This window comes from Amycolatopsis sp. lyj-109 (genome assembly GCF_046548995.1).
Classification (GTDB): domain Bacteria; phylum Actinomycetota; class Actinomycetes; order Mycobacteriales; family Pseudonocardiaceae; genus Amycolatopsis.
Genome location: NZ_JAJPWR010000005.1, coordinates 233,415 through 258,652, shown reverse-complemented (window position 1 = coordinate 258,652; position 25,238 = coordinate 233,415). Strand labels below are relative to the sequence as shown.

Annotated in this window: 26 protein-coding genes; 9 read left to right on the top strand and 17 right to left on the bottom strand. The window is 69.7% G+C overall.

Features of this window, described 5'->3' with window-relative positions; genetic code table 11:
• Positions 1-19 precede the first annotated feature (19 nt).
• The gene (locus tag ACLJQF_RS13325; protein ID WP_410608647.1) at positions 20-1,036 is read left to right on the top strand and encodes an isopenicillin N synthase family dioxygenase; all 1,017 of its coding nucleotides are present in this window, start codon (positions 20-22) and stop codon (positions 1,034-1,036) included.
• Positions 1,037-1,190: 154 nt separating this feature from the next.
• Positions 1,191-1,604, top strand: coding sequence for a VOC family protein (locus tag ACLJQF_RS13320; RefSeq protein WP_410608645.1), 414 nt, complete (start codon positions 1,191-1,193; stop codon positions 1,602-1,604).
• Positions 1,605-1,711: 107 nt separating this feature from the next.
• On the opposite strand, the gene ACLJQF_RS13315 is transcribed toward ACLJQF_RS13320, so the two are convergent.
• From ACLJQF_RS13315 to ACLJQF_RS13300, 4 genes are all read right to left on the bottom strand, one after another.
• A complete protein-coding gene (locus ACLJQF_RS13315; protein WP_410608644.1) occupies positions 1,712-2,380 on the bottom strand; it encodes a DedA family protein in 669 nt (222 codons plus the stop codon).
• A gap of 131 nt (positions 2,381-2,511) precedes the next feature.
• Positions 2,512-3,333, bottom strand: a complete 822-nt coding sequence (locus ACLJQF_RS13310; RefSeq protein ID WP_410608642.1) for a YceI family protein — start codon at positions 3,331-3,333, stop codon at positions 2,512-2,514.
• Positions 3,330-5,912 carry an MFS transporter gene (locus ACLJQF_RS13305; protein WP_410608641.1) on the bottom strand — a complete coding sequence of 861 codons (2,583 nt, stop codon included), beginning with the start codon at positions 5,910-5,912 and terminating at the stop codon, positions 3,330-3,332. The genes ACLJQF_RS13310 and ACLJQF_RS13305 overlap by 4 nt, the downstream gene beginning before the upstream one ends.
• Entirely contained in the window at positions 5,909-6,439 is a 531-nt protein-coding gene (locus tag ACLJQF_RS13300) for a MarR family winged helix-turn-helix transcriptional regulator (RefSeq protein WP_410608640.1), read from the bottom strand. The genes ACLJQF_RS13305 and ACLJQF_RS13300 overlap by 4 nt, the downstream gene beginning before the upstream one ends.
• Before the next feature lie 186 nt (positions 6,440-6,625).
• Here ACLJQF_RS13300 and ACLJQF_RS13295 point away from each other — a divergent pair, with 186 nt between their 5' ends.
• On the top strand, positions 6,626-7,051 hold the full coding sequence (locus ACLJQF_RS13295) for a PPOX class F420-dependent oxidoreductase (protein ID WP_410608638.1): 426 nt from the start codon (positions 6,626-6,628) through the stop codon (positions 7,049-7,051).
• Between the two features lie 73 nt (positions 7,052-7,124).
• Positions 7,125-8,516 carry an FAD-binding oxidoreductase gene (locus tag ACLJQF_RS13290; RefSeq protein WP_410608636.1) on the top strand — a complete coding sequence of 464 codons (1,392 nt, stop codon included), beginning with the start codon at positions 7,125-7,127 and terminating at the stop codon, positions 8,514-8,516.
• Positions 8,517-8,624: 108 nt separating this feature from the next.
• Here ACLJQF_RS13290 and ACLJQF_RS13285 read toward each other — a convergent pair whose 3' ends face one another.
• The 4 genes from ACLJQF_RS13285 to ACLJQF_RS13270 form a co-directional block, all read right to left on the bottom strand.
• Positions 8,625-9,326, bottom strand: a complete 702-nt coding sequence (locus ACLJQF_RS13285; protein WP_410608634.1) for a DedA family protein — start codon at positions 9,324-9,326, stop codon at positions 8,625-8,627.
• A 45-nt stretch (positions 9,327-9,371) separates the two neighbouring features.
• On the bottom strand, positions 9,372-9,779 hold the full coding sequence (locus ACLJQF_RS13280; RefSeq protein WP_410608633.1) for a hypothetical protein: 408 nt from the start codon (positions 9,777-9,779) through the stop codon (positions 9,372-9,374).
• A 25-nt stretch (positions 9,780-9,804) separates the two neighbouring features.
• Entirely contained in the window at positions 9,805-10,956 is a 1,152-nt protein-coding gene (gene nagA / locus ACLJQF_RS13275; RefSeq protein ID WP_410609022.1) for an N-acetylglucosamine-6-phosphate deacetylase, read from the bottom strand.
• 91 nt (positions 10,957-11,047) lie between these two features.
• Positions 11,048-11,620 carry a SigE family RNA polymerase sigma factor gene (locus ACLJQF_RS13270; RefSeq protein ID WP_410609021.1) on the bottom strand — a complete coding sequence of 191 codons (573 nt, stop codon included), beginning with the start codon at positions 11,618-11,620 and terminating at the stop codon, positions 11,048-11,050.
• Positions 11,621-11,821: 201 nt separating this feature from the next.
• On the opposite strand from ACLJQF_RS13270, the gene ACLJQF_RS13265 reads away from it, so the two are divergent.
• Positions 11,822-12,100, top strand: a complete 279-nt coding sequence (locus ACLJQF_RS13265) for a YciI family protein (RefSeq protein ID WP_410608631.1) — start codon at positions 11,822-11,824, stop codon at positions 12,098-12,100.
• On the opposite strand, the gene ACLJQF_RS13260 is transcribed toward ACLJQF_RS13265, so the two are convergent.
• The 6 genes from ACLJQF_RS13260 to ACLJQF_RS13235 form a co-directional block, all read right to left on the bottom strand.
• Positions 12,095-13,033: a PDR/VanB family oxidoreductase gene (locus ACLJQF_RS13260; protein ID WP_410608630.1), complete on the bottom strand. Its 939-nt coding sequence runs from the start codon at positions 13,031-13,033 to the stop codon at positions 12,095-12,097. The genes ACLJQF_RS13265 and ACLJQF_RS13260 overlap by 6 nt on opposite strands.
• A gap of 119 nt (positions 13,034-13,152) precedes the next feature.
• The gene (locus tag ACLJQF_RS13255) at positions 13,153-14,010 is read right to left on the bottom strand and encodes a metal-dependent hydrolase (RefSeq protein WP_410608629.1); all 858 of its coding nucleotides are present in this window, start codon (positions 14,008-14,010) and stop codon (positions 13,153-13,155) included.
• Positions 14,007-15,479 (bottom strand): flavin-containing monooxygenase, encoded by a 1,473-nt coding sequence (locus tag ACLJQF_RS13250; protein WP_410608628.1) that lies wholly within the window; start codon positions 15,477-15,479, stop codon positions 14,007-14,009. The genes ACLJQF_RS13255 and ACLJQF_RS13250 overlap by 4 nt, the downstream gene beginning before the upstream one ends.
• Positions 15,480-15,560: 81 nt before the next feature.
• Positions 15,561-16,034 (bottom strand): pyridoxamine 5'-phosphate oxidase family protein, encoded by a 474-nt coding sequence (locus ACLJQF_RS13245; protein WP_410608626.1) that lies wholly within the window; start codon positions 16,032-16,034, stop codon positions 15,561-15,563.
• Positions 16,035-16,036: 2 nt separating this feature from the next.
• Complete coding sequence (locus tag ACLJQF_RS13240) at positions 16,037-16,948, bottom strand: SDR family oxidoreductase (RefSeq protein WP_410608624.1); 912 nt, start codon at positions 16,946-16,948, stop codon at positions 16,037-16,039.
• Between the two features lie 64 nt (positions 16,949-17,012).
• Entirely contained in the window at positions 17,013-17,939 is a 927-nt protein-coding gene (locus tag ACLJQF_RS13235) for an aldo/keto reductase (RefSeq protein ID WP_410608622.1), read from the bottom strand.
• Between the two features lie 63 nt (positions 17,940-18,002).
• Between ACLJQF_RS13235 and ACLJQF_RS13230 the strand changes: the two genes are divergently transcribed.
• Together ACLJQF_RS13230 and fbaA are read left to right on the top strand one after the other, a co-directional pair.
• Positions 18,003-18,827 (top strand): LLM class F420-dependent oxidoreductase, encoded by an 825-nt coding sequence (locus ACLJQF_RS13230; RefSeq protein WP_410608621.1) that lies wholly within the window; start codon positions 18,003-18,005, stop codon positions 18,825-18,827.
• A gap of 153 nt (positions 18,828-18,980) precedes the next feature.
• Positions 18,981-20,012: a class II fructose-bisphosphate aldolase gene (fbaA, locus tag ACLJQF_RS13225; protein WP_410608620.1), complete on the top strand. Its 1,032-nt coding sequence runs from the start codon at positions 18,981-18,983 to the stop codon at positions 20,010-20,012.
• A 58-nt stretch (positions 20,013-20,070) separates the two neighbouring features.
• Here the strand turns inward: fbaA and ACLJQF_RS13220 are convergent, their stop codons facing one another.
• Entirely contained in the window at positions 20,071-21,252 is a 1,182-nt protein-coding gene (locus ACLJQF_RS13220) for a hypothetical protein (protein WP_410608619.1), read from the bottom strand.
• Positions 21,253-21,494: 242 nt separating this feature from the next.
• On the opposite strand from ACLJQF_RS13220, the gene ACLJQF_RS13215 reads away from it, so the two are divergent.
• Positions 21,495-21,905 (top strand): DUF3151 domain-containing protein, encoded by a 411-nt coding sequence (locus ACLJQF_RS13215; protein WP_410608617.1) that lies wholly within the window; start codon positions 21,495-21,497, stop codon positions 21,903-21,905.
• Between the two features lie 68 nt (positions 21,906-21,973).
• Here ACLJQF_RS13215 and ACLJQF_RS13210 read toward each other — a convergent pair whose 3' ends face one another.
• On the bottom strand, positions 21,974-23,197 hold the full coding sequence (locus ACLJQF_RS13210; protein ID WP_410608616.1) for a lipase family protein: 1,224 nt from the start codon (positions 23,195-23,197) through the stop codon (positions 21,974-21,976).
• An 88-nt stretch (positions 23,198-23,285) separates the two neighbouring features.
• On the opposite strand from ACLJQF_RS13210, the gene ACLJQF_RS13205 reads away from it, so the two are divergent.
• Positions 23,286-23,930, top strand: coding sequence for a TetR/AcrR family transcriptional regulator (locus ACLJQF_RS13205; RefSeq protein WP_410608615.1), 645 nt, complete (start codon positions 23,286-23,288; stop codon positions 23,928-23,930).
• Here ACLJQF_RS13205 and ACLJQF_RS13200 read toward each other — a convergent pair whose 3' ends face one another.
• Positions 23,931-25,094 carry a GGDEF domain-containing protein gene (locus ACLJQF_RS13200; protein WP_410609019.1) on the bottom strand — a complete coding sequence of 388 codons (1,164 nt, stop codon included), beginning with the start codon at positions 25,092-25,094 and terminating at the stop codon, positions 23,931-23,933. It lies immediately after the preceding gene.
• Between the last annotated feature and the right edge of the window lie 144 nt (positions 25,095-25,238).

The window sequence follows — 25,238 nt, the reverse complement described above, 5'->3', positions numbered from 1 at the left end:
GCGCGAAAGGTGAACAACAATGCGTACGTTCGAGCTGCCCGATTCGGTGGGCGGGACGACGGTCGATCGGATACTGGGCAGACAGCTGGTCCGGACCTGGGAGGACGACGGGATCTTCCAGGTCGCCGCCACCGCGGAGCAGGCCCGCGTCACCGGTGAAGCACTCGCCGAAAGCCGGCGGTTCTTCGCGAGATCCCTGCCGGAGAAAGCGAAGTTCGTCAGCGACCTGACCTACAGCGGCTATATAGCGTCCGGTGAGGAAGTGACCGCGGGCGAGGCCGACTATTCGGAGATCTTCACGGTGTGCCCGGACATCCCGCACACCGACACCCGCGTCACCGAGGGCTGGCCGTGCCACGGACCGGTCCCGTGGCCGGACAAGGGCTACCGGACGGCGATGGAGGCCCATCTCCGGGAGGTCGGCGAGATCGGCGAGAAGCTCCTGAAGCTCGTCGCACTCGGGCTGGGCGTCGAAATCGACCGGCTGACGCGGCTCACCCGGGACGGCTGGCACCACATGCGCGTGCTGCGGTTCCCCGCCCGGTCGGCGACCACCGAACGCGGGATCGGCGCGCACACCGACTACGGACTGCTCGTCATCGCCGCGCAGGACGAGGTCGGCGGGCTCTTCGTGCGGCCGCCGGTGGCCGGGGAACCGCGCCTCCGGAACTGGCTGGCGGAGGAGAGCACGGCCGGGATGTACCAGGACGACGAGCCGTGGCACTTCGTCGCACCCGAGCCGGCGGTGTTCACCGTGTTTCCCGGCGACATCCTGCAGTTCCTCACCGGCGGCCGGCTCCTGTCGACGCCGCACAAGGTCCGGCTCGCCGGCCGGGAGCGGTACACGCTGGCGTACTTCCACGAGCCGGCATTCGGTGCCACCGCCCGGCCACTGGCGGGTGGCGAGGAGTCCATCCACTACGGGACGCACTTCACGAACATGTTCACGCGCTGTTACCCGGACCGGGTGACCACCCGGCGCATCGAACGCGAAGGACGCCTGGCCGTTCTGGATCGTATCCGTGACCTGAGGTGATGTCCCGGTCGCGGTCCGTGTGATTTGTCCGGCTGCTGAGACGGCCGGAGACGGCGAGATCACGATTGGCCGGGGAATTGGTCACCTCCGTTTCGGCGGTCGGACGCTGTGCAACTCTGGGGAGCCGCCACGAGAAAGGACGGCTTCGGAAGCCATGGCGAAACTCATGTCCGTGCACCATCTCGCGCTCACCGTGACCGACGTGGACCGCAGCGTGCCGTGGTACGTGCGTGTCCTCGACCTCGAGGAGGTCACCCGGCGCGAAGAGCCGGACACGGGACTGCGCAAGGTCGTGCTGCGGTCCGCCGGGGACGAGTTCTCCGTGGTCCTCGTGCAGCACGCGGACACCGGACGACGCGGGTTCGACGAACGCCGGACCGGTCTCGACCACGTGGCCTTCCGCGTGCATTCGGCGGCCGAGCTGGCGGAGTGGGAGTGCCGGCTGCAGGAGTTCGGCGTGCACTACCAGGATGCGGCGCCGTCACGGACCTTCGAAGGCTCGCGAGTCGTCGTGTTCCGCGATCCCGACGGCATCCAGCTGGAGATCTGGGCCGACCCCCAGCTCTGACTGTGACATCCGGGGCTTCGCCACCCGGACCCCCCGCAAGACGGCTGTGACATCCGGGGCTTTGCCCCGGGCCGGGGGCTTCGCCACCCGGACCCCCGCAAGACGGTTCAGGCCCGTGCGTCGTCCGGCTCGTCCACCGGCCGGCGCATCTCCTGGCGGTAGCGCAGCACGCCGTACCCGGTGCCGAACACGAAGAACGCGATGCTGATCCACAGCGCGGCCGTCTTCAACCACGGCAGCGAGTCCAGCAGGCCGGCGCCGTAGTACCCCAGCAGCACCAGCGTCGGCACCCACAACAGCCCGCCCAGCGCCGTCGCGGCCATGAAGCGGCGCGGGTCCATCCGGGCCGCGCCCGCGATCAGCGGAGCCAGCGTGCGGATCCACGGGATCCAGCGGGCCGCCACGATCGCGAAGAACCCTCTGCGGTCGAGGAAGCGCTGCGCTCGCTCGAGGGCCTGCCGGTTCAGCACCTTGCCGTCGCGTCGCGCGATGAGCTTCGTGCCGCCGGTGCGGCCGATGTAGTAGCCGATCTGGTTGCCCAGGACCGCGACGATCAGCGCGGCCGCCGACAGGAGCCACGCGTTGGCATCCGAACCGTGCTGCGCCAGCACCACGCCCGCCCCGAACAGGAGCGAGTCACCGGGCAGGAACAACCCGATGATCAGCGCGCACTCGACCAGCACGAAGCTCAGCACGATCACCCAGACGAGCAGCGGTCCGGCGGTGTCCAGCCAGCTCACGCCGACGCCCGCGGCCTCGATGCTCACGACGTTCACCCCGCGAGCCTACGTGGCCCGGGTGAACGGACCGCGGCTAACGGTCAAATCGAGCTCCCTGGAAGTTTCAGCTTTCACCAACGGTGAAGGCCCCCTCACCAGTGGTGAGAGGGCCTCCGGAACGGCGTGGGTCAGAACTGCGGCAGCGACTCGCCCTGGACCGCTTCGACGTCCAGCTCGACCTTCACCGTCGTGCCGACCACCGCGACGCCGGCGCGGGCCAGCGCGCTGTAGTTGATCGCGAAGTCGTTGCGGTGCAGCGTCGTCTCGGCGTGGAACGCGACGCGCACGCCGCCCCACGGGTCCGGGCCCCAGCCGCCGTAGGTCAGCTCGAGCTCGACCTCGCGGCGTTCGCCGTGGAGCGTCAGCTCGCCCAGCAGCGTCCAGGAGTCCGCGCCGCGCTGGCGCAGTCCCGTGCTGGTGAACGTGATCACCGGGTGCACGTCGACGTCGAGGAAGTCCGGCGAGCGCAGGTGGTCGTCCCGCATCCGGATGCCGGTGTCGATGCTCGCCGCCTTGATTTCGGCGTGCACCGACGACCGTTCGGCCGGGCGGCCGATCTCGATCCGGCCGGAGACGTCCGGGAACCGCGCCTTGATGCTCGCGATGCCCAGGTGCCGCGCGGTCACGAAGACCGACGTGTGCATCGGGTCGATCACCCAGGGCCCGGCGGGCGGCAGCTCGATCGCCTCGGCGACCGGGGCCAGCACGACGTCGCCGAGCGCGCCGCTGCCGTCCGAGGCGATGTGGGCCGTCCGCGCGACCGGGGTGTACCCGGCCGCGGTGACGACGGCGGTGTACACACCCGGCGCGAGCGCGTCGGTGACGACCTCGCCGCGGACGTCGGCCGCCTGGCGGGCGACCTGCCGCCCGGCCGGGTCGGTGACGGTGAGCACCGCGTGCTCCACCGCCCAGCCCTCGGCCGTGCGGAAGGTCGCGCGCAAGCCGGTCATGACCGGTCGACCAGCTCGTCGAGGGCCTGGTCGTAGCTCAGCCGGACGTCGTGGCCAGCTTCGCCGCCGGTCAGCTCCACCTGGCTGGTCGCCGGCGGGTAGCCGCTCGCGACCACGGTGTACGCGCCCGCGGGCAGGTCGCTGAGCACGTACCGGCCTTCGCCGTCGGTCCGCGCGACCGCGGCCACGTTGCCTTCGGCGTCGAGCACGGTGATCCGCGCGTCCGGCACGATCCGGTCGCCCTCGGTCCGCGCGGTGCCGGACAGCTGCACCGAGCTGGCGAGCTCGACGTCGTGGCGCAGCACGCCGCTGTCGGGCACGGTGAGCGTCAGCGCGACGGGCCGGTAGCCCACGCCGCTGGCGACCAGGGTGTACGCCCCGGCGCCGACCCCGACGAAGGCGTAGGTGCCGTCCGCGGTCGTGATGAACGCGCCGTTCACCTCGCCGCGGCCGTCGGTCAGCGTCACGGTCACGTTCGGCAGCGGCTCGCCGGTGGTGGCCGCCTTCACGGTGCCGGTCAGCTCGCCGGACCCGGTGAGCGTGACGTCGATCGTCGCCGGTCCGTTGCTGATCACGACGCTGGAGGCCTGCGGCTGGTGGCCGTGCGCGGACACGATGAGCACGTACGCGCCCGGGCCCTGGCTCGGCACCGAGTAGCTGCCGTCGGCAGCCCCGGTGGCCCGCGCGACCTGGCGGCCGCGCTGGTCGATCAGGGTCAGCGCGGCGCCCGCCACGTGGCTGCCGTCCTGGCGGCGGACGTGGCCGGTCACCGGCACGCCGCCCGCGCCGACGGGGGTGTCGAGCTCGGCCTGTCCGACGGAGTTCGTGATCGGCAGCGCGCCCGAGACGGCCTGGTAGTCGCCGTGGCCGTTCCCGTTCAGTGCGTGCTTCCCGCCACCGACGAGGGCGGGTTCACGGTCGACCGGACGCACCGCCTCGACGATCTCGGTGGGCTCGTCGGCGTGGTCTTCGAGCAGTGCCTCGCCGCCCTCCATGGCCGCAGCGGCCGGAGCCGCGTTGGTCAGCGGGATCTCCTTCATGAACAGCAGCACGATCGTGGCCAGCAGGGCCACCGCGCCCGCGATGTAGAACACCGTGGTGATCGACTCGGTGAAGCCGATCAGGATCGGCGTCTTGATCGCGTCCGGCAGCGACTGGATCACGCTGGTGTTCTCGGAGAGGTTCCCGACGCTCGCGCCGGCCCCGGCGGGCAGCTGACCGCCGAACGCCTTGGTGATGTTGGGCATCAGGGTGTTGAACAGGACCGTCAGGAAGATCGCGACACCGGCGGTACCACCGATCTGGCGGAAGAACGTCGCCGACGCGGTCGAGACGCCCATGTCGCTGCGCGGGCCCGCGTTCTGCACCGCGATGATCAGCGTCTGCATGCACTGGCCGAGGCCGAGACCGATCAGGGCGGCGGCGGTCAGCGGGTGCCACAGCGGCGAGTCGTACTCGACCTGCGCGAAGAAGAACGCGCCGGCGGCGATCATCAGCGTGCCGACGATCGGGAACACCTTGTAGCGCCCGGTCTTCCCGGTGATCCGCCCGGACACGATCGAGCTGAGCATGATGCCCGCCATCAGCGGCAGCATCAGCAGCCCGGATTCGGTCGGCGTGTAGCCCTGCACGACCTGCATGAACTGCGGGATCATGGTGATCGCGCCGAACATCGCGACACCGACGATGACACCGCCGATGATCGCCACGGTGAACGTCGAGTTCTTGAACAGCCGCAACGGGATCAGCGCGGCGTCCTGCATCCACCGTTCGATTGCGATGAACGCGATCACGCCGACGCCGCCGACGACGTAGCAGAGGATCGACTTGCCGTCGCCCCAGCCCCACTTCTGGCCCTGCTCGGCGACGATCAGGAACGGCACGACCGCGACGACCAGAGCGAGGGCGCCCCACCAGTCGATCTTGTGCTTCTGCGGGGTGTGCGGCACGTTCAAGACCCGGGCGACGACGAACAGCGCGAGGATGCCGATCGGGACGTTGATCAGGAAGACCCAGCGCCAGCCGTGGATGTCGTAGCCGAAGATGCTGCCCGCGTGCTCGATGCCGGCGAAGAAGCCGCCCAGCACCGGGCCGAGCACGGTCGACAAGCCGAACACGGCGAGGATGTAACCCTGGTACTTCGCCCGTTCGCGTGGCGGCACGATGTCGCCGAGGATCGTCATGGCCAGCGACATCAGGCCGCCGGCGCCGAGGCCCTGCACCGCGCGGAACGCGGCCAGCTCGTACATGGACTGCGCGAAAGCCGAGGCCAGCGAACCGACCACGAAGATCGTGATCGCGGCCAGGTAGAACGGCTTGCGGCCGTAGATGTCGGAGAGCTTGCCGTAGATCGGTGTGACGATCGTCGAGGTGATCAGGTACGCCGTGGTCGCCCACGCCTGCAGGTCGAAGCCGTGCAGGTCGTTGGCGATCTTGACGATCGACGTGCCGACGATCGTCTGGTCGAGCGCGGCGAGGAACATGCCGCACATCAGGCCGCTCAGGATCGTGACGATCTGGCGGTGGCTCAGCCGTGGCGGTTCTTTCGCCACGGGTTGTTCGACGGTGGTGGTGCTCATGCGTTGGCCCCCTTGGCCGGTGCACTGGCGGACGCGTGGGCGACGGCCAGCTGTGGAGAGTGGTTCTCGATACCTGTGTTGAGCCGGCCGAAGAGGCGGTTCAGGGTCTGGATGTCCCCGTCGGTCCAGTCCCCGAGCACTTCGGCCAGCCACTCGTTGCGCTTCTTGCGGTTCTCTTCGAACACCCGCATGCCTTCGGCCGTCGGCGCGAGCAGGCAGGCCCGCCCGTCTTCGGGATCGGCCTGGCGCTCGACCAGCCCGTGCTGCACGAGCGAGCTCGACTGCCTGCTGATCGTGGAGATCTCGGAGTGGAGCGACTCGGCCAGCTTGCTGGTGCGCTGCGGACCCTCGTGGATGAGGGTGAAGAGGATCGCGTACGCCGCCCGCTCGATGCCGTCCGGACCCTGCTTGGAGACCTGCGACTTCGCCTTGTTGATCAAGCGGACCAAGCGGACGAGCTCGTGCCCGAGCTGGTCGGCGAGGTCCAGCTCGGCCGTGGGCCGGGTGGCGGAGTTGTTCGGTGCCATGGTGATCCTTCAAGCCATTGGTTGGCGGCTGCAACTAGTTGCCTCAGGCAAGCATGTGCCTTCATTAGCGGTTGTGCAAGCGGAGTACCTCGTGATGTGGCAGAACACACTTTAGTTGTCGTATGCAAGCACATTTCTTCCGGGTTGCCGCTGGAACAACGGCGCCCGCGGCGGGTTGAGAACGGTATGACCGACGACACAGCGTTGAAGGACTTCCTCGCCGCTCGCCACCACGGCGTCCTCGCCACGATCCGCCGCGACGGCCGGCCGCAGCTGTCCACGATCACCTACCTGTACGACCCGGACTCGGCGACGTTCATCGCGTCGATCACCGAGACCCGGGCGAAGGCGAAGAACATGCGCCGCGACCCGCGGGTGACGTTCCACGTGAGCAGCGAGGACGGCTGGAGCTACGTCGTGGCCGAGGGGCGCGCTTCGCTCACGGCGCCGGCCGCGGCGCCGGACGACGACACGGTGGAAGCGCTCGTCGACTACTACCGGCGCGCGTCGGGCGAGCACCCGGACTGGGCCGAGTACCGCCAGGCCATGGTCACCGACCAGCGGGTGCTGCTGACCGTCCACGTCGAGAAGCTGCTGGGGCTGGTCCGCTGACCCGCTGCTCCGTTTCGGCTGGTTTCGAAAGAAGATTTCCGCACTGCGGACTGTTCGGGCTTACGATGAGGCCATGGGCAACGAAGCTTTGGTCACCCGGCTCCGGGACCTGCTCGGCAAGGGCGCCGTGCTCACCGACTCCGACGTCACGGCGTCCTACGCGCGCGACATGATGCCGCTGGCGCCGTCGGGCACGCCGCTCGCCGTCGTGCTGCCCGCGAACGCGGCGGAGGTGCAGGCCGTCGTCAAGGCGTGCGCCGAGGCCAAGGTGCCGATCGTCCCGCGCGGGGCGGGCAGTGGTCTGTCCGGCGCGGCGAACGCGATCGACGGCTGCGTCACGCTGTCGCTGACCAAGCTGAACGAGATCGTCGAGATCGACGCCGGCAACCGGCTGGCGGTGGTGCAGCCGGGCGTGGTCAACCTGGACTTCCGCAACGCCGTGGAGAAGCACGGGCTGTTCTACCCGCCGGACCCGTCGAGCTACGACTGGTGCACGATCGGCGGCAACCTGTCGACCAACGCGGGTGGCCTCTGCTGCGTGAAGTACGGCGTGACGACGGACTCGGTGCTCGGCCTGGAGGTCGTCCTGGCCGACGGATCGCTGCTGAAGACCGGCCGCCGCACGGTGAAGGGCGTCGCGGGCTACGACCTGGCCCGGCTGTTCGTGGGCAGCGAGGGCACGCTCGGGGTGATCACCCAGGCGACGGTCCAGCTCAAGCCGCTGCCCCAGGCGCCGGCGACGCTCGTCGCGGGCTTCGGCTCGACCGAAGCGGCTGGGGAGGCCGTGGCGCGGGTGGTGCGCGAAGGGCTCGTGCCGTCCCTGCTGGAGATCATGGACGCGTCATCGATCAAGGCGTCCGAGGCGTACCTCAAGACGGACCTCGGCGCGGGCTCGGACTGCCAGGCGCTGCTGCTCGGGCAGTCGGACGCGGGCGGCGAGGTGGCCCGCCGCGAGCTGGCGGCGCTGGAGCGGATCTGCCTGGACTGCGGCGCGGACCTGGCGTACACGACGGAGGACGTCGAGGAAGGCCGCATGCTGCTGCAGGCCCGCCGGGTGGTGCTGACGGCCCTGGAGACGTACGGCCTGTGGCTGACCGACGACGTGTGCGTGCCGCGGACGCGGATCGCCGAGCTGATCCGGGGCTGCGAGAAGATCAGTTCCGAGGTGGGGTTGCGGATCGCGGTGGTCGGCCACGCCGGCGACGGCAACATGCACCCGACGATCGTCTACCAGCCGGACGACCCGTCCGAGTTCGAGCGGGCGCAGCGGGCGTTCGACGAGATCCTCGAGGTGGGGCTGTCGCTGGGCGGGACCGTGACGGGCGAGCACGGGGTCGGGAAGATCAAGCGGGAGTGGCTGGCCCGGGAGATCGGGCCGGTGGGGCTGCGGGTGCACCAGGAGATCAAGCGGGCACTGGACCCGGAGAACCTGTTCAACCCGGGTTCGATGTTCTCGATGACCTGAGTTTCCGGCGGCCGGGGGGTTCGCGCGAAGGTCTTGAATGACTCATTCAGGACCTGGGACGTCCTGAATGAGTCATTCAAGACGTCGGCGGGCCCGCGAACCGGAAATTCAGTCCTTGATGCGCGGGATCCGCTGCGTGACCTCGGGGTCGGCCTCGGCCACCGCCTTCTTCTCGCGCCGCGCTTTCAGGTACTCCAGCGCGATCGGCACCACCGACACGAGCACGATCAGCACGAAGATCGCGTCGACGTTGTTCGCGATGAACGACACCCCGCCGAGCAGCGAACCCAGGATCGTGATGCCCGCGGCCCACAGGATGCCGCCGATCACCGTGTACGTGAAGTAGCGCTTCGGGTCCATCCGGCCGATGCCCGCGATCCAGGTGATGAACGTGCGGATGAACGGGACGAACCGGGCCAGGACGACCGCCTTCGGGCCGTGCTTCTCCAGGAACTCGTGCGTCTTGTCGACGTACTCGCGCTTGAAGAACTTCGAGTCCGGGCGGTTGAACAGCTTCGGGCCGGCGAAGTAGCCGATGTAGTAACCGACCGCGTTGCCGAGCAGGGCCGCCGCCGTCACCAGGACGCAGACCAGCCACAACGGGGCGTTCAGCGTGCCGTTCGCGATGAACAGGCCCGCCGTGAACAGCAGGGAATCGCCCGGGAGGACCGGGAAGATGCTGCTCTCGACGAAGATGATCAGGCACAGCACCGCGATGACCGGTGTCGTCAGACCGCTCAGCAGGTGCTGTGGGTCCAGCCATGACGGCAGCAGGGACATCGTGTTGACCGTGCTCTGGGCGAGAATCACTTCAAAAACGGTACAGGGTCACCCTGAGTCGTGACCGATGCCCGGTCAGACCAGGGTCAGCAGGCCGACCACGGACCCCGCGGCGAGGCCCAGCAGCACCGCCAGCAGCAAGATCCAGTACGCGGGCAGCTGCGCCGACGTCCGCACGGGCTCCGGCTCCGGCGGACGCGGGGCGAACGTCGTCGGCGCCTCCGCGTCCAGGGCCGCGCGCTCCCGCTCCAGCGAGTCCGCGCTCGCGCCCGAGAGCAGCCCGTACGCCGAGGGCAGCTCGTTGATCGCGCTGGTCGGGACCGCGTCGGTGGCCGGCTCGGCCGCGCGAGCCGGGGAAACCGGAGAGGTCGGTGCCGCCGACGACGTGTCGGACGCCCTGGGCGGCGACACCTGCGGCGCGAAGACGGCCTGCGCGCGAAGGGCGTCCGCCAGCAGTTGCTCGGGGTCCTTCGGCTCGCTCATCGCCGCCCGTCCGCTCGCTGTGAACCTACGTACTCAAGGTAGCCGTACCCACCTCGGCGACCCATTCTCCCCGGCGCAGAACCTTCGCCGGCCGCAGGTCCTGGTCGAGGACCACGATGTCGGCCTGGTAACCGGGGCACAGCATCCCGGTGCGGTCCGCGATGCCGAGCAGCTCCGCCGGTCGCTGCGACGTCGCGTGCACCGCGTCGAGGATGCCGAGTTTCGCACCCCGGACCAGATTGCGGAAGGCGGTGTCCATCGTCAGGGTGCTGCCGGCCAGCGAGCCGTTGTCGGCGAGGGTGGCGACGCCGTCGTGGACGTCGACCTCGAGGCGGCCCAGCGTGTAACGGCCGTCCGCCGCGTCGGTGGCCGACATCGCGTCGGTGATCAGGACCGTCCGGTTGCGCCCCGCGTGCTTCGCCGCCAGGCGGACCACGGTCGGGTGCAGGTGGACCAGGTCGCAGATGAGCTCGATCGTGATCCGCTCGTCGTCCAGCAGCGCGCCGATCGGGCCGGGCTCGCGGTGGTGCAGCGGCCGCATGCCGTTGAACAGGTGGGTCGCCACCGTCGCGCCCGCGTCGATCGCCGGCAGCAACTGCTCTTCGACGCCGTCGGTGTGCCCGATCGCGGCGATGACGCCGGACTCGGCCAGCTGGCGGACGGCCTTCACGCCGCCGTGCAGCTCGGGGGCGATGGTGACCATCCGGATCGAACCCTGGCCCGCGCGCAGCAGCTTCTCGACCGTGCCGGTGTCCGGCTCGAGCAGCGTCTCCGGGTCGTGCGCACCGCAGCGGGCCTTCGAAATGAACGGGCCCTCCAGGTGGATGCCCGCGACCTCGCCGTTCTGGACGAGCTCGCGCAGCGCCGCGACCTGCTCGCGCAGGATGTCCACCGGGTCCGAGACCAGGCTGGCCAGCATGGTGGTGGTGCCGTGACGGCGGTGCGCTCGCACCGCCGTCAGGAGTTCCTCGGGATCGAGGGAGGTGAACGAAGCACCTCCCCCGCCGTGGCAGTGGGTGTCGACGAACCCCGGGACGACCAGCGCCCCGCCGACGTCCACGTGTTCGCCGGACGGCGGGGTCCCGGAACCCACGCCGGCGATCCGCCCGTCGGTGACGGCAACCCAGCCGTCGTCGAGTACACGGTCCGGGGCGGCGACCCGGCCGCCCATGATCACGAAATCTCCGGCGCCTCTCACGCACCCCAGCATATATTGGTCTGGACCAAGCATGGTGATACGACTCAGTGACTGGAATGGTCCACCCGGGTCACTGCGGAGTTTGCATGGCCTTCTGAAGTGCCTCGAGCGCCCGGCTGGCGGTCGATTTAACGGTACCCTTGGAGATACCTGCGGCCTCAGAGATCTCGGCCTCGCTCAGCCCGCCGTAGTACCGCAGCACCAGCACTTCGCGCTGGCGGGGCGGCAGCTTCGACAGCGCGCTGACCACGGCCTGGTGCTCATTGGAGAGCATCGCGAGGCTCTCGGCGGACCGCGCGTTCACGGCGTGCGGCGGCACGTACTCACGGGCGGTCTTGCGGCGGCGCAGCACGCTGCGCGACCCGTTGACCACGGCCGTGCGCAGGTAGCCGACCGCGGCCGCGGCGTCCCGGAGCCTGCTCCAGTTGCGGTGCAGGCCGGTGAAGGCCTCCTGGACGACGTCTTCCGCCGTCGCGGGCTCGTCGACCAGCAGAATCGCCAGCCGGACCAGCCGCATGCGGTGCTGGCGGTAGAGGTCTTCGAGGGTCAGCGGTGCCGGCGTCTGCGCCGGCGCCGGACCGTCCATGACCCGCAGGTGGCCGAGGGTCGCCTCGACACTGCGTTCCGCATTGCCCTCGAGCATGAACCCCTGCCTGTTCTCGACCCCGGTTTGCACGGTGTGCCGCGTCAGCAGGTTCGCGGTATTCACAGCGCTCACACAGGTACTGACGCATGCCCAGCCTATCGGGTTCAGATGCCGGTGCCACAGATCGGATGCTGGTACAGAACCGTGACACGGGTAGCGTCGTAGCCGACCCGCCCGCGCGCGACCCCGGAGATCCACATGGCCTGGTTCCTCGTCGAAATCACCTATGTCCAGGAGAAGATGCCGGACGTCCGGCCGCGTCACCGCGAGTTCCTGACCAAGCTGGCCGAGGAAGGCCGCGTCGCGGTCGCCGGCCCGCTCGGCGACGGCACCGGCGGCCTCACGCTGTACCAAGCCGACGACGAGGCCCACCTGAAGGAGACGATCGACCAGGACCCGTACTTCCTGGAGGGAGTCGTCGCGCAGCGGTCCGTCCGCGAGTTCAAGCCGGTGATCGGCGCCTGGCTGCCGTCATAGGTCGAGCACGGTGGTGCCGCGGTCGACGCAGATCCGCATCGACCCGCCGTCGGCCGTCGGCACCGCGCAGGTCCCGCAGAAGCCCTGCCGGCACGAGTACGGCGTGGCGGGTCGTGCCGCCAGCAGGACGTCGAGCGCCGTCCGGTCGCCCGGCACCGTCACGATGTGTCCTGACCTGCGCAAAGTGAGCTGGAACGGTGCTCCGGCGACGATCGGCGGTGGGGCGAACCGTTCGAAGTGGACGGCCTTGGCCGCGGTCGCCCCGAGGTCGGCGCGCACGCCGGTGATCATCGGCGCCGGGCCGCAGCAGTAGACCGACGCGCCTGCCGGGAGCCCCTCGAGGAGTTCGGCACCCGACGCCGGGATGCCGTACTCGGTGTCCGGCCGGATCCACACGCGGTCGTCGTCCGGCAGTTCGCCCAGGAACGGCATCGACGCGCGGCTGCGGCCGGTGTAGACCAGCCGCCAGTCCGCGCCGTTCGCGACGGCTCGGCGGACCATCGGCAGGATCGGCGTGATCCCGATGCCGCCGGCGACGAAGAGGAACGGCCCGTCGCCGACGAAGGGGAACGCGGTCCGCGGGCCTCGCGCGGTGACGCGGGTGCCCGGGACCAGCGCGTGGATCTCGGCCGAAGCGGCGCCGATCCGCCGGACGGCGATCCGGTAGCGCGAGCGGTCGGCGGGGTCGCCGCAGAGCGAGTACTGCCTGACCAGGCCGGATGGCAGCACCAGGTCGATGTGCGCACCCGGCCGCCAGCCCGGCAGCGGGGTGCCGTTGCCGAGCCGCAGGCTCACGACGTCGTCGGCTTCGGGCCGGATCGTTTCGACGAGCAGCGAAAGGTCGCGGTCCACTGTGCGCACCGGTGGCCGCCGCTTCCCGCTGAATTGCGACAGACGCCGGTAAACGCCCACGACGCCGACCAAAGTGGACATCAGGTGGTCGGTGCGCGCGCTGCCGTCCAGCCTCGTGGGCCGCCCGAGAGCGTCACTTTCACGTGAAAGTGACGCCCCCAGGTGGGCACTTTCACGTGAAAGTGCCCCTCTTGGCTCGGTCACTCCGCGGCCCGGGCGGCGGGTGAGGTCGCCAGGTAGGCCACCGCCTGCTCGGTGTTCCCGGTCCCGGCCGGGTGGTAAGCGCGGCGGAAGTACGGCCGGATCTCCCGCACCAGCTGACGTCCGGTCGGCAGCAACCCGCGTCGAGCCGCCCGGCGGTAACCCCGCACGGACGCGCGGCCGGGGTGCGTCGGGTCGTTGCGCAGTAGATATCGCGTACCGCGGGCGAAGACCCAGGCCAGCACCGGCGTCACCGCCGCCATGCTGCGCACCCGGCGCGTGTACCGCCCGTCGAGGTGCACGAACAGGTCGAACGCCACCGACCGGTGTTCGACCTCCTCGGCGCCGTGCCAGCGCAGCAGGTCCAGCATCACCGGGTCGGCGCCCGCGTCCTCCAGGGGCGCGTCGAGCACCCACTGGCCGAGGAACGCCGTGTAGTGCTCGATCGCGGCGATGATCCCCAGCCGTTCGACCAGCCACTCCTCGGCCGCGCGCCCGGTCAGGTCGCGGTCGCCGAGCAGCTTCCGGAACAGCCACTCCATCTGCGCCACGAACGGCCGCACGCGCACGCCCGCCGCTTCGAGGTGTGCCGCCGCGCCGTCGTGCGCCTCGGCGTGCACCGCCTCCTGGCCGATGAAGCCGAGAACGTCCGCCTTGAGCCGCTCGTCGCGGATCAGCGGCAGCGCCTGCTTGAACACCTCGACGAACCACCGTTCGCCCTCGGGCAGCGCCAGGTGCAGCACGTTGATCGTGTGCGTGGCCTGCGGTTCGCCGGGGATCCAGTGCATCGGCAGCGCCGCCCAGTCGAACTTCACGTCCCGGGCGTGCAGGACCAGCTGCTCGTCCCCGGACGTCACGACGCCCGGCCGGACAGCTCGTAGTCGGCCGGGTCGACCTTGCGCGTCTGGAGCCAGTAGCGCCAGGTGAAGCCCGGCCAGATCGTCCGGTTGACGCCCTGGGCGTCGAGGTACCAGCTCTTGCAGCCGCCCTGCGTCCAGACGCCCTTGACCAGCTTGTCCTGGATCTCGCTCTGGAACTCGTCCTGCACGCCCGGCCGGACGTCGAGCGCGGCGGCACCGCGCGCATCGGCGAGCTTGATGGCGTCGACGACGTACCGCGACTGCGACTCGATCATGAACACCACGGAGTTGTGGCCGAGCGCGGTGTTCGGGCCCAGCAGGAAGAACAGGTTCGGGTAGCCGGACACGGTGATGCCCTTGTGGGTCCGCATGCCCTCGCTCGCCCACTCCTTGGCGAGGTTGCGGCCGTCGACGCCGGTGATGTCGAGGTACTCCAGCGCGTCGGTCACCTTGAAGCCGGTGCCGTAGACGATCGCGTCGACCTCGTGCTCCACGCCCGCGGAGTCGACGATCGAGTGCGCCTTGACCTCCTTGATCCCGGACGTGTTCACGTCGACGTTCGGCCGGTCCAGCGCCGGGTAGTAGTCGTTGGAGATCAGGACGCGTTTGCAGCCCATCGTGTAGTCCGGCGTGACCTTCTTGCGCAGCGCGCGGTCCTTGATGCCCTTCGCGATGTTCCGCTTCGCGATCAGCTCGCCGGCCTTCATGATCGCCGGGTGGCCGTTGAAGCCGATGGCGCGGGCTTCGAGAAGCCAGTACAGCGCGTTGCGGTAGGCACGCTGGGTGCCCGGGACGCGCTTGAACAGCGTCTGCGCCCACGGCGGCATCGCGTGGTCGGGCTTGGGCATGATCCACGGCGGCGTCCGCTGGAAGAGCGTCAGCTCGGCGACGTCGGGGGCGATCTTCGGGACGAACTGGACCGCGCTGGCACCGGTGCCCACGACAGCGACTTTCTTGCCGCGCAAGTCGTATTCGTGGTCCCAGCGCGCGGAGTGCCAGGTCCGGCCCTGGAAGTTCGCGATCCCGGGCAGTTCGGGGACCTGCGGGATGTGCAGGCCGCCGACGCCGGAGACGAGGAACTGCGCGACGAACTCGCGGCCGTCCTTGGTCGTCGCCGTCCAGCGGCGTTCCCGCTCGTCCCAGTGGGCGCCGGTCAGCTCGACGCCGAAGCGGATCTTCTCGCGCAGCCGGTACTTGTCCGCGACGCCCTTGAGGTACTCGAAGATCTCCGGCTGCGGCGAGAACGACCGCGACCAGTCCGGGTTCTGCTCGTACGAGAACGAGTACATGTGCGACTGCACGTCGCACGCGCACCCGGGGTAGGAGTTGTCGCGCCAGGTGCCGCCCACCTCGGTGGCCTTCTCCAGGACCACGTAGTCCCGGAGGCCGGCCTTTTCGAGCTGGATCGCCTGGCCGAGCCCGGAAAACCCGGTGCCCACGATCACGACCTTGAACCGCTCGGTCATCTGTCGGCCTCCGCTGCGTCGGGGATCCTGCGCAGATGACGTTACCTCAGGTAACAGTTACTTGGAAGTACTCCTTACCGGTTAGTACGTCCCGCCGAGCTTGCCGTGGTCCCAGCTGACGACCTTGGTCGGCCGGAAGATCAGCCCGACACGTTTGGCGGCCTGACCTGCGATGAAGGCGTTCATCTCGGCGGGGGCGGCGGCATCCGGCTTGGCGCCCGAATACCGCTGCAGCAACGCCGTGCCCATCCGGGTGACCTCGGCGATGTCCTCGACGATCTCGACGTCGGCCTCGAACGAGACGCCGCGGAGCTTTTCGTAGCTGTCGCCGTCCTCGACCAGCACGGTCGCCTCCGGCAGGCGCCGGAGGTTCTTCGCCTTCTGGGACGTGCCGTACGTCCAGGTCGCGACGCCGTCTTCGTGCGGGAAGTACCAGAGCGGCGCGAGGTGCGGGCGGCCGTTCGGGCCGATGCTGGCGACGTTGATGACCTTCTGCCCGGCGAGGTACGCGCGCACCTCGTCCTCGGTCATCTTGACCTGGTCGCGACGGGACATCTTCACCCCTTGGTGGCGGCCCGCCCGCCGTGGCCGGTGACCGCCGACTCGTACGCGCCGCGCGCCTCGATGTCGGCCAGCGCGGCCTTGTCCGCCGACGGTACCCGGCTGCGGGAACCGATCTCGATGATCGGCGGGAGGAACGCTCGGAACAGCTTGAGGCCGCCGACCCAGCGCGGCACGTGGATGGTCCGGGCGCGCTTGAGGATGCCCGCTTCGAGGTCGTCCAGCGCGGTGTCGAGCGGGTAGGTCTTGCCGATCAGGCCGGGCATCGACGCGCGGAGCTTGCCGAACACCGGGTGCGCGTCGGCGCTCTCGACGAGATCGGTGCGGATCCACGTCGGGTGCGCGACGCCGACCTTGACGCCCAGGTGGGCGACTTCGGCGCGGAGGCTGTTCGAGAAGGCTTCGACGCCGGCCTTCGCGGCGGAGTAGTTCGCCATGCCCGGCGCGTGCGTGATCGCGGCGAGGCTGGAGATGGCCAGCAGGTAGCCCTTGCGCTCGATGACGTGCGGGAGCGTGACGCGGAACGTCCGCCAGACGCCGAGCAGGTCGACCTCGATGACCTTCTCGAACGCGGCCCGGTCGACCGAGCGGACGAAGCCCGCGGTCGCGATGCCGGCGTTCGCGATGACGATGTCGATCCCGCCGAAGTGCTCGACCACGCCGGCCGTCGCCTCTTCCAGGGCGTCCCAGCTGGTGACGTCGGCTTCCCAGGCGTGTGCGCTGGGGCCGATCCGGTCGGCGACCTTCTGCTGCTCTTCGGCTTCGAGGCCGACGAGGGCCACCTTGGCACCGCGGGCGGCCAGCCGCTCGGCGAGCCCGGCGCCGATGCCGCGGGCGGCGCCGGTGATCAGCACGACCTTGCCGTCGACCTTCTTGGTGCCGCTCAGCAGCGAAAACGGGTTGGCCACGGTGCCCTCCTGGACGTCGAACGTCGCTCTCGGAGGGACCGTACCCCAACTTACCCGCAGTAAGCTACCCGAGAGTAGCGTCGCTTTCACGTGAAAGCGACGCTACTTCGTCTGGAGTCAGGGTGAGGGAGACTGAGGCGATGAGGTCGGCGAGCTGCTCGGGTGTGCGGGCGCTGGCGATCGGGGCGGCGACCGTCGGCTGCTGCCGCAGCCAGGCGAGCGACACCGTGGCGACCGAAACCCCGTGCGCCTCGGCGACCTCGTCGAGCTTGGCCAGCACGCGCTCGCCGTCGCCGTCCAAATAGGACGAAGCGCGGGCGGCGCGGGGGCTGTCGACGGTGGTTTCCTTCGTGCGGTACTTGCCCGTGAGGAAGCCCTTTGCCAGGGCGAAGTACGGCAGCGTGGCGAGGCCTTCGCGGGCGACGAGCGGGGCGAGGTCGCGTTCGTAGTCCCGCTCGACCAGGTTGTAGTGCGGCTGCAGCACGGCGTACCGCGCGAGCCCGTTCCGGTCCGAAATAGACAGTGCTTCGGCGAGTCGTCCGGCGTGGTAGTTCGACGCGCCGAGGTGACGCACCTTGCCCGCGCGAACCAGCGCGTCGAACGCCGTCAGCGTCTCTTCGAGCGGGGTGTCCGGGTCGTCCCGGTGTGCGTAGTAGAGGTCGATGTGGTCGGTCTTGAGGCGGCGCAGCGAGTCCTCCGCCGCGGCCTGGATGTTCTTCGCCGACAGGCCCGGCCGGCCGTCCCACATGCCGACCTTGGTCGCGACGATGACGGCGTCGCGGTTGCCGCGCGAGGCCAGCCAGTTGCCGATGATCGTCTCGGAGCCGCCCCCGCCGCCGTAGAGGTCGGCGCTGTCCAGGAAGTTGCCGCCGGCCGCGGTGTAGGCGTCGAGGACGGCGAAGGACTGCGGCTCGTCGGCCGTCCAGCCGAAGACGTTGCACCCGAGGTTGAGCCCGTACACGTCGAGGTCGGTGTTTCCCAGCTTGGTCATGTCTTCGACAGTAATTCGCCGGACCCGGGAGGAAAATCGCCGTCCCACGCGTTGGGGTGTTCTATGGCTATCGAACTGGGCAAACTCGGGATCTGGCGGTACCACGCGAACGTGGACGCGACGTTCGCGGCGGAGGCGGAGAAGCTCGGCTACGGAGCGATCTGGCTGGGCGGCTCGCCCGGCAGCGCCGACCTCGCATCGGTGGACGACCTCCTCGCGGCAACGGACTCCCTGGTCATCGCGACCGGCATCGTGAACATCTGGCAGGACGAGCCCGCCGACATCGCCCGCGTGTACGAGCGGATCGCGGCCAAGTACCCGGACCGCTTCCTCCTGGGCATCGGCGCGGGCCACCGCGAAGCGACGACGGAGTACAAGAAGCCGTATGCGGCCCTGGTCGACTACCTCGACGGGCTCGACGCGGCGGGCGTCCCGGCGGCCGGCCGCGCGCTGGCGGCCCTGGGGCCGAAGGTGGTGGCGCTGTCGGGTGAGCGCACGGCCGGCGCGCACCCGTACCTGACGACGCCGGAGCACACCCGCGGCACCCGCGAGATCCTGGGCGCGGGCAAGTTGCTGGCCCCGGAGCACAAGGTGGTCCTGTCGACCGACGCCGACGAGGCCCGCGCGATCGGCCGCAACACGGTGAAGTTCTACCTCGGCCTGTCGAACTACGTCGCCAACCTGCGGAAACTGGGGTTCACGGACGCCGACCTCGAAGGCGAGGGCAGCGATCGCCTGGTCGATGCCCTGGCGCTGCACGGCGACGCGGCCACGATCGCCCGCGGCCTGTCGGCCCACCTCGAGGCGGGGGCGGACCAGGTGGTCGTCCAGGTGCTCAACGAAGACCCGTGGCCGGCGTACCGCGCGCTGGCTTCCGAGCTGCTGTGATCTCCGTCCGGCCGCCGCTCCGCGCGGCGGCCGGATGCACTCCTTCTGAACCGATCCGACGTGCGGGAAGTTTTTGTGCGGGGACCGGTGTGCGGCGGCGGCACACCTCGTACGATGCGGTCGGGACCACCCTGTGCCAAGGAGGAGTCAACGATGCCCATCGCCACCCCCGAGGTCTACGCGGAGATGCTCGACCGGGCCAAGGCGAACGAGTTCGCCTACCCGGCCATCAACGTGACCTCGTCCGAGACCGTGAACGCCGCCATCCGCGGCTTCGCCGAGGCGGAGAGCGACGGCATCATCCAGTTCTCCACCGGCGGTGCGGAGTTCGCGTCCGGCCAGAAGGTCAAGGACATGGTGACCGGCGCGACCGCGCTGGCGGAGTTCGCGCAGGTCGTTGCCGCGAAGTACGACGTCAACGTCGCGCTGCACACCGACCACTGCCCGAAGGACAAGCTGGACGGCTTCGTCCGCCCGCTGATCGAGATCTCGGCCGAGCGCGTCAAGAACGGCCAGCACCCGCTGTTCCAGTCCCACATGTGGGACGGCTCGGCGATCGACCTCGACGAGAACCTCGAGATCGCCGCGGAGCTGCTCGCCAAGACGGCGGCCGCGCACATCATCCTCGAGGTCGAGATCGGCGTCGTCGGTGGTGAGGAAGACGGCGTCGAGGCGGAGATCAACGAGAAGCTGTACACCGCCGAGGGCGACTTCCTGAAGACGATCGACGCGCTGGGCGCGGGCGAGCGCGGCCGCTACCTGCTGGCGGCGACGTTCGGCAACGTCCACGGCGTGTACAAGCCGGGCAACGTGAAGCTCCGCCCGGACGTGCTGAAGGGCGGCCAAGAGGCGGCGGCGAAGAAGCTCGGCCTGGACAGCGGCGCGAAGCCGTTCGAGCTGGTCTTCCACGGCGGTTCGGGCTCGCTCCCGGAGGAGATCCGCGAGGCGGTGTCGTACGGCGTGGTGAAGATGAACGTCGACACGGACACGCAGTACGCGTTCACCCGCCCGATCGTGGACCACTTCTTCAAGAACTACGACGGCGTCCTGAAGATCGACGGCGAGGTCGGGAACAAGAAGGTCTACGACCCGCGCTCGTACCTGAAGGCCGCTGAAGGTGGCATGGCCGCTCGCGTGGTCGAAGCCTGCCAGGCCCTCGGCTCGGCGGGCACGAAGCTCAAGTAAGTCTCGTCGCGCCAAGGGGCGGCACTTTCACGTGAAAGTGCCGCCCCTTGGTCGTGCTTCAGACCGTTTCGGACACCGCTCGCCGGGCCGTCCACCAGTTCGTCGCCGGACCGGCCGCCGCCCACAGGGCGAACACCCCGCCGAGCACCACCAATGCCGTCCAGTACGCCGCCGGTGGGGCCGACTCCGTGTGCGCGTCCCCGAGCACCCACGGCCGGAACTGCGACTGCAGCCAGAACGCCCCGTAGCCGAACGCCGTCACCAGCAGGGCTCCGGCGCCGGCCCGCACGACACCCGACCCGAGAGCGAACGCCAGGTCCACGGCGAGCCCCACGAAGAGCAGGTAGAACGGCACCGTCGACACCGGGAAACCCAGCCCGAGCAGCAGCGGCCACATCACCGACCGGTAGGCCACGTACGCGAGCGCCACCGCAGTGGCCGCCCAGCGGAAGCCCAGGGTGCGCCGCGCCAGGACCAGGATCAACGCCATGACCCCGATGCCCCAGAGGGGATAAACCCACGACGGAATCGGCATCGTGAAGTGCAGCACCGCCGTCCGGTCGACCGGGTGGCCGATCTGGTTGGCGGCGAAGTCCAGCAGCGACTTCTCGGCCTCCGGCTCGCCGCGTTCCCAGGCGCGCAGCCCGAGGATGCCGTACTCCTGCTGGCCGTTCGGGAAGAACGTGTTCTCCAGGAAGAACGCCCACAGCCCGAGCAGCACGCCCGTCCGGAACCGGCCGGGCGGGGAAAACCGCAGCCAGCCCAGCAGCACGCCCGCCTGCATGATGCCCGTGCCCAGGTAGAGCATCATGTGGGACGGGCTCCACGCGGTCAGGTCCAGGCCGTTGACGCGGTGGTTGATGACGTCCAGCGGGGCCGCGACCAGGAACGTCAGCAGGCCGATCTGCATCAGCCGCAGTGACGTCTTGTCAGCGCCGAGGCCGGTGTAGCTGTGGATCGCCACCAGCACCACGATGATCACCGTGCCGACGGTGTTGATCAGGTGCGGCGGCGCCAGGTCGTCGCGCAGCCACATGAAGTGCCACGACATGTCCCACGACGAGCCGACCAGCTTGAACGCGAACGCCGCCAGCCACATCCCGTAGCAGAACCGGAGCACCCAGTCCGGCGTCGGCTGCCCGGGGGCGCCGCGGTGCCAGTGCCGCGTGAAGAACAGCCGCGTCTTGCCGACGGGACTGCGCGGGATCACGTCCACCGGGACGTCGACTGCCTTGGCCATGCCGGACATCATGGCCGGTCATGGTCACGAGTGGGCCAAGACCGTGGCAAACGACGCGAAAATCGGGGTTCACCCCTACGGGTAGCCGACTTGCTTTTCCCGGGCCCGGCTTGGCAGGGTGTCGCGCCATGATGCCGAAACGAGTTGTCGCGGCCGTGCTCGTCGCCGCGCTGGTGCTGGCCGGCGGCGGGATTCTGGCGGGCTTGTTCTTCTGATCCGCGGGCGTGGGCAGAATGGGAGCCATGACGCACAACCTGCTCGGCCCCGAGCCGACGCTGCTGCCCGAGCACACCGCCGCCCAGGCCGCGCTCGACGCCGGGAGCGACCCGGCCACCGTCGCGGCCGAACACCCCGACTACAGCGAGGCGTGGGCTTCGCTGGCCGAGAACGCCTTCGACGCGGGCGAGACCGTCGCCGCCTACGCGTACGCCCGCACCGGCTACCACCGGGGGCTCGACCAGCTGCGCCGCGCGGGCTGGAAGGGCTTCGGCCCGGTCCCGTGGTCGCACCGCCCCAACCAGGGCTTCCTCCGCGCCCTCGCCGTGCTCGGCAAGGCCGCCGGCAAGATCGGCGAGACCGAGGAGCACGAGCGCTGCCGGACGTTCCTCGCCGACTCCGACCCCGCCGCCGCGGAAGCCACCGGCCTCAAGTGACCCACCGGTCGTGAGTGGTAATTCGGGTTAGAACCCTAATTACCACTCACGACCGGCCGCGGGAGACCTCAGAACCAGCCGCAGTTGACTGGTGCCGGGAGGCCGGCGAAGCGGCCTTCGAGCCAGGCGAACGCCTCCGGGAACGCCCGCAGCGCGCCGAGCACGTGCGTCGGGATCAGCGAAGTGCTGAACTGCAGCTTCACGCCCTTGCCGCACCACGTCCGGCCCAGGTCGCGGTCCTGCGCGTAGGGGACGATGTCGTCGAGTGCGCTGTGGACGATCAGCACCGGCGCCGTCGGCTTCAGCGTCCCGATCTTCTGCTCGGCCACCCGCGACGCGTACGGCTCCTCGCCGAGGTACGCGGTCAGCGAGCGGCCGTCGGTGGTCAGCGTCGAGGACTGCGTGAACGCGTGCGCGGCGATCGCTTCCACCGTGCACTCGGTCCGGACCTGCTCGAACAGCTGCTTGCCGCGCGCGTTGAGCAGCGCCGGGATGTTCAGCTCCGGGTACGCGTAGTTCATGCTCACCAGCGCGAAGGCCAGAAAGCCGACCGCGTAGTGGCCGTCGAGGTTCTTGGCCACCGAAGCCAGGTCCGCCGGCACCGCTCCCGCATACGCGCCCTTCAGCTTCAGCTCGGGCGCGTAGCCCGGCTGCAGCTCCGCCGCCGCGGCCGACGCGCCGCCGCCCTGCGAGTAGCCCGCGATCGCGACCGGGCCGTCGTCCGGGAGTCCCGCCTCCGGGAGCCGTTGCGCCGCGCGGATCGCGTCGAGCACGGCGTGGCCCTCCGACGCGCGGTTGACGTACGTGTGGTCCCCGGGCGTGCCGAGCCCTTCGTAGTCGGTGACGACGACGCCGTAACCCCGCGTCAGCAGCCCCGCGATGAACGGCCCTTCGTACTCGAAGCCCGCGGCAAGCGCTTTCGACGGCGCGCAGTCGTCGCCCTCGCCCTGGGTGCCGACGGCGTAGGAAACGATCGGGCGCACGCCGGTGCCGTGCCACGCCGACCGCGGCGTCAGCACCGTGCCGGTGACGGCGATCGGCGAGCCGTGCGTGTCGGTGCTGCGGTACATGATCCGCTGCACGTTCGCGTCGGCCTTGATCAGCTGGATCGGATCGATGTAGAACGTCGACACCTCGTGCCGGATGACGTCGCCGTCGCGGCCGGCGGGAAGGGGGGACGGCGGGTCGTAGAAGGACGCGGCCGAGGCCTGAGGCGGGCCCAGCGCCGCCAGGGCCAGAACGGAAACTCCGGCGACGGCCGCGGAGAGGGCGCGGCGGGGGAAGATACGCATGCTTGCTCCTCGTTGAGCAGGTCGAGTGCGCGGGGAACACCTTTTTTGACAGAGGTGTCGGAAAAAGAATCACGTGAGGTGGACCACAATGTCAAGCCCGGCTCCGCGCGGGCGGCCGCGCAAGCTCCCGGTTTCGGAGCAGCGCGCCCGCGTCCTGGGCGCGACGGCGAGAGTCGTCGCGCAGCACGGGATGCAGGGCGCGACGATCGAGCAGATCGCGCGGGAAGCCGGCGTCTCGCGGCAGGCCGTCTACGAGCAGTTCGGCGACCGGGCGACGCTGTTCGCCGAGGTCGTGGCCGAAACCGAGGAGAGGGCTTTCACTGCCATCGCCGGGCCGTCGGTGGCCGACGAGCAACCCGGTCTGCGGGCCTGGGCGCGGGCCAACTACGCCAACATGGTCACCTTCGTCGCCGACCACCCCGAGGGCTACGGCGTGCTCCGCGCGGCCGAGCGCGCGGGCGACCCCGCTCTCACCCGGTTGAGGGAGAGGCTGGCCGTCGTCTACGCCGAAGCCAGCCGCAAGCGGTGGGCCGCGCACGGCATCGACTCCGGCCGCGCGGACCGCGCGCTCGTCACGCTCTTCTTCGCCATGACCGAGTCACTGGTCCAGGCCACCTGGAACGGCGAGCCGCCGGACCAGGACGCCCTGATCGACCTGCTCACCGAGTTCACCGTGGGCGGCGTCGCCCGCCTGCAGACCAAGGCGAGCGACGTCATCGACCGGTTGCGGTAGCTAAGCCGCGGCCAACGCCGCGGCGACCGACCCCACCACCCGGTTGCGTCCGCCGTGTTTGGCCGCGTACACGGCCGCGTCGGCGGATGCCATCACCTCCTCGATGGACGAACCGTCCAGCGGGTAGGCGGCGACGCCGATGGACGCCGTCTGCCGTTCGATGTCGACGGCGGCGCCCGCGTTGCTCGTGGTGCTGATGATCAGCTCGCTGACCCGCTGCCGGATCCGCTCCGCCGTGACGATCGCGTCTTCTTTGGACGTCGAAGGCAGCAGTGCGACGAACTCCTCGCCGCCGAACCGGCCGACCAGGTCGTGCGCCCTGGTCTCCTGCCTGACCACGGCGGCGACCGCCTTGAGCACGTCGTCCCCCGCGAGGTGCCCGTAGGTGTCGTTGATCCGCTTGAAGTGGTCGAGGTCGATCATCATGGCGCCGAAGCTGCCGTTCTCCCGCTCCGCCCGCGAGATCTCGCGCTGCGCGCCGTCCTGCCAGGTGGTGGCGTTGAGCAGCTGCGTCTTCTGGTCGGTGGTGGCCAGCTCTTCCAGCCGCTTGATCAGCACGGACCGCTGCAGCACGTAGAGCGGCAGGATGACGAGCACCGACAGCAGCGGCTCCTCGTTGAGCACCATCACCAGCAGCGCGCCGACGCACAATGTGGACAGTTCGAGCAGGTTGTCGTCCATGTTGCCGAGGCACGACACCGGGGTCGCGTTCTTCGGGTCGGCCAGGTAGAGGCCGAGGCCGGTCAGTGCGGTGTTGACCGTGAAGAAGGCCAGGGCGGCCAGCGTCACCGTCGCCACCCCGCTGCCGATGGTCATGTGACTGACGACACCCGCGGAGAAGGCCGACAAGATCATCGTGGTCGCGTTCGCGGCCACTCGGTGAAATTCACCCGGACGGGTGCCGGACCAACTACGGAACGCGAGGTAGACGTACAGGACGACGCCGAGCGCGGCGATCAGCTGAGCCGGCAACAGCAGGCCGGCGGGCAGCAGCCACACCGAAGTCATCGAGATGTAGGGCCCGTTGCTGAGGATGCGGCGCTGCCGCTCCAGCCGCCTGCTGACCTCCGTCTGCGCCACGGCCAAGGCTGTGAGCAGCGCAAACGTGCCCAGTTGGGCGACGGTGACCGGCACGGTCAACAGTGAGACGGCCGCCCAGCTCAGCATGACCGTGATGGCGGTCAGCGTCGCGATGATCCAGTCGCGGGGGCGTGTCCACAGTGCCCAGCCCCGTGCGCGAGAAATCAAGTCTTGGCCGCGCTGTTCCCCCGATGTGACCATTTTTCCCCCAGACCCTTGCGTGCTTGT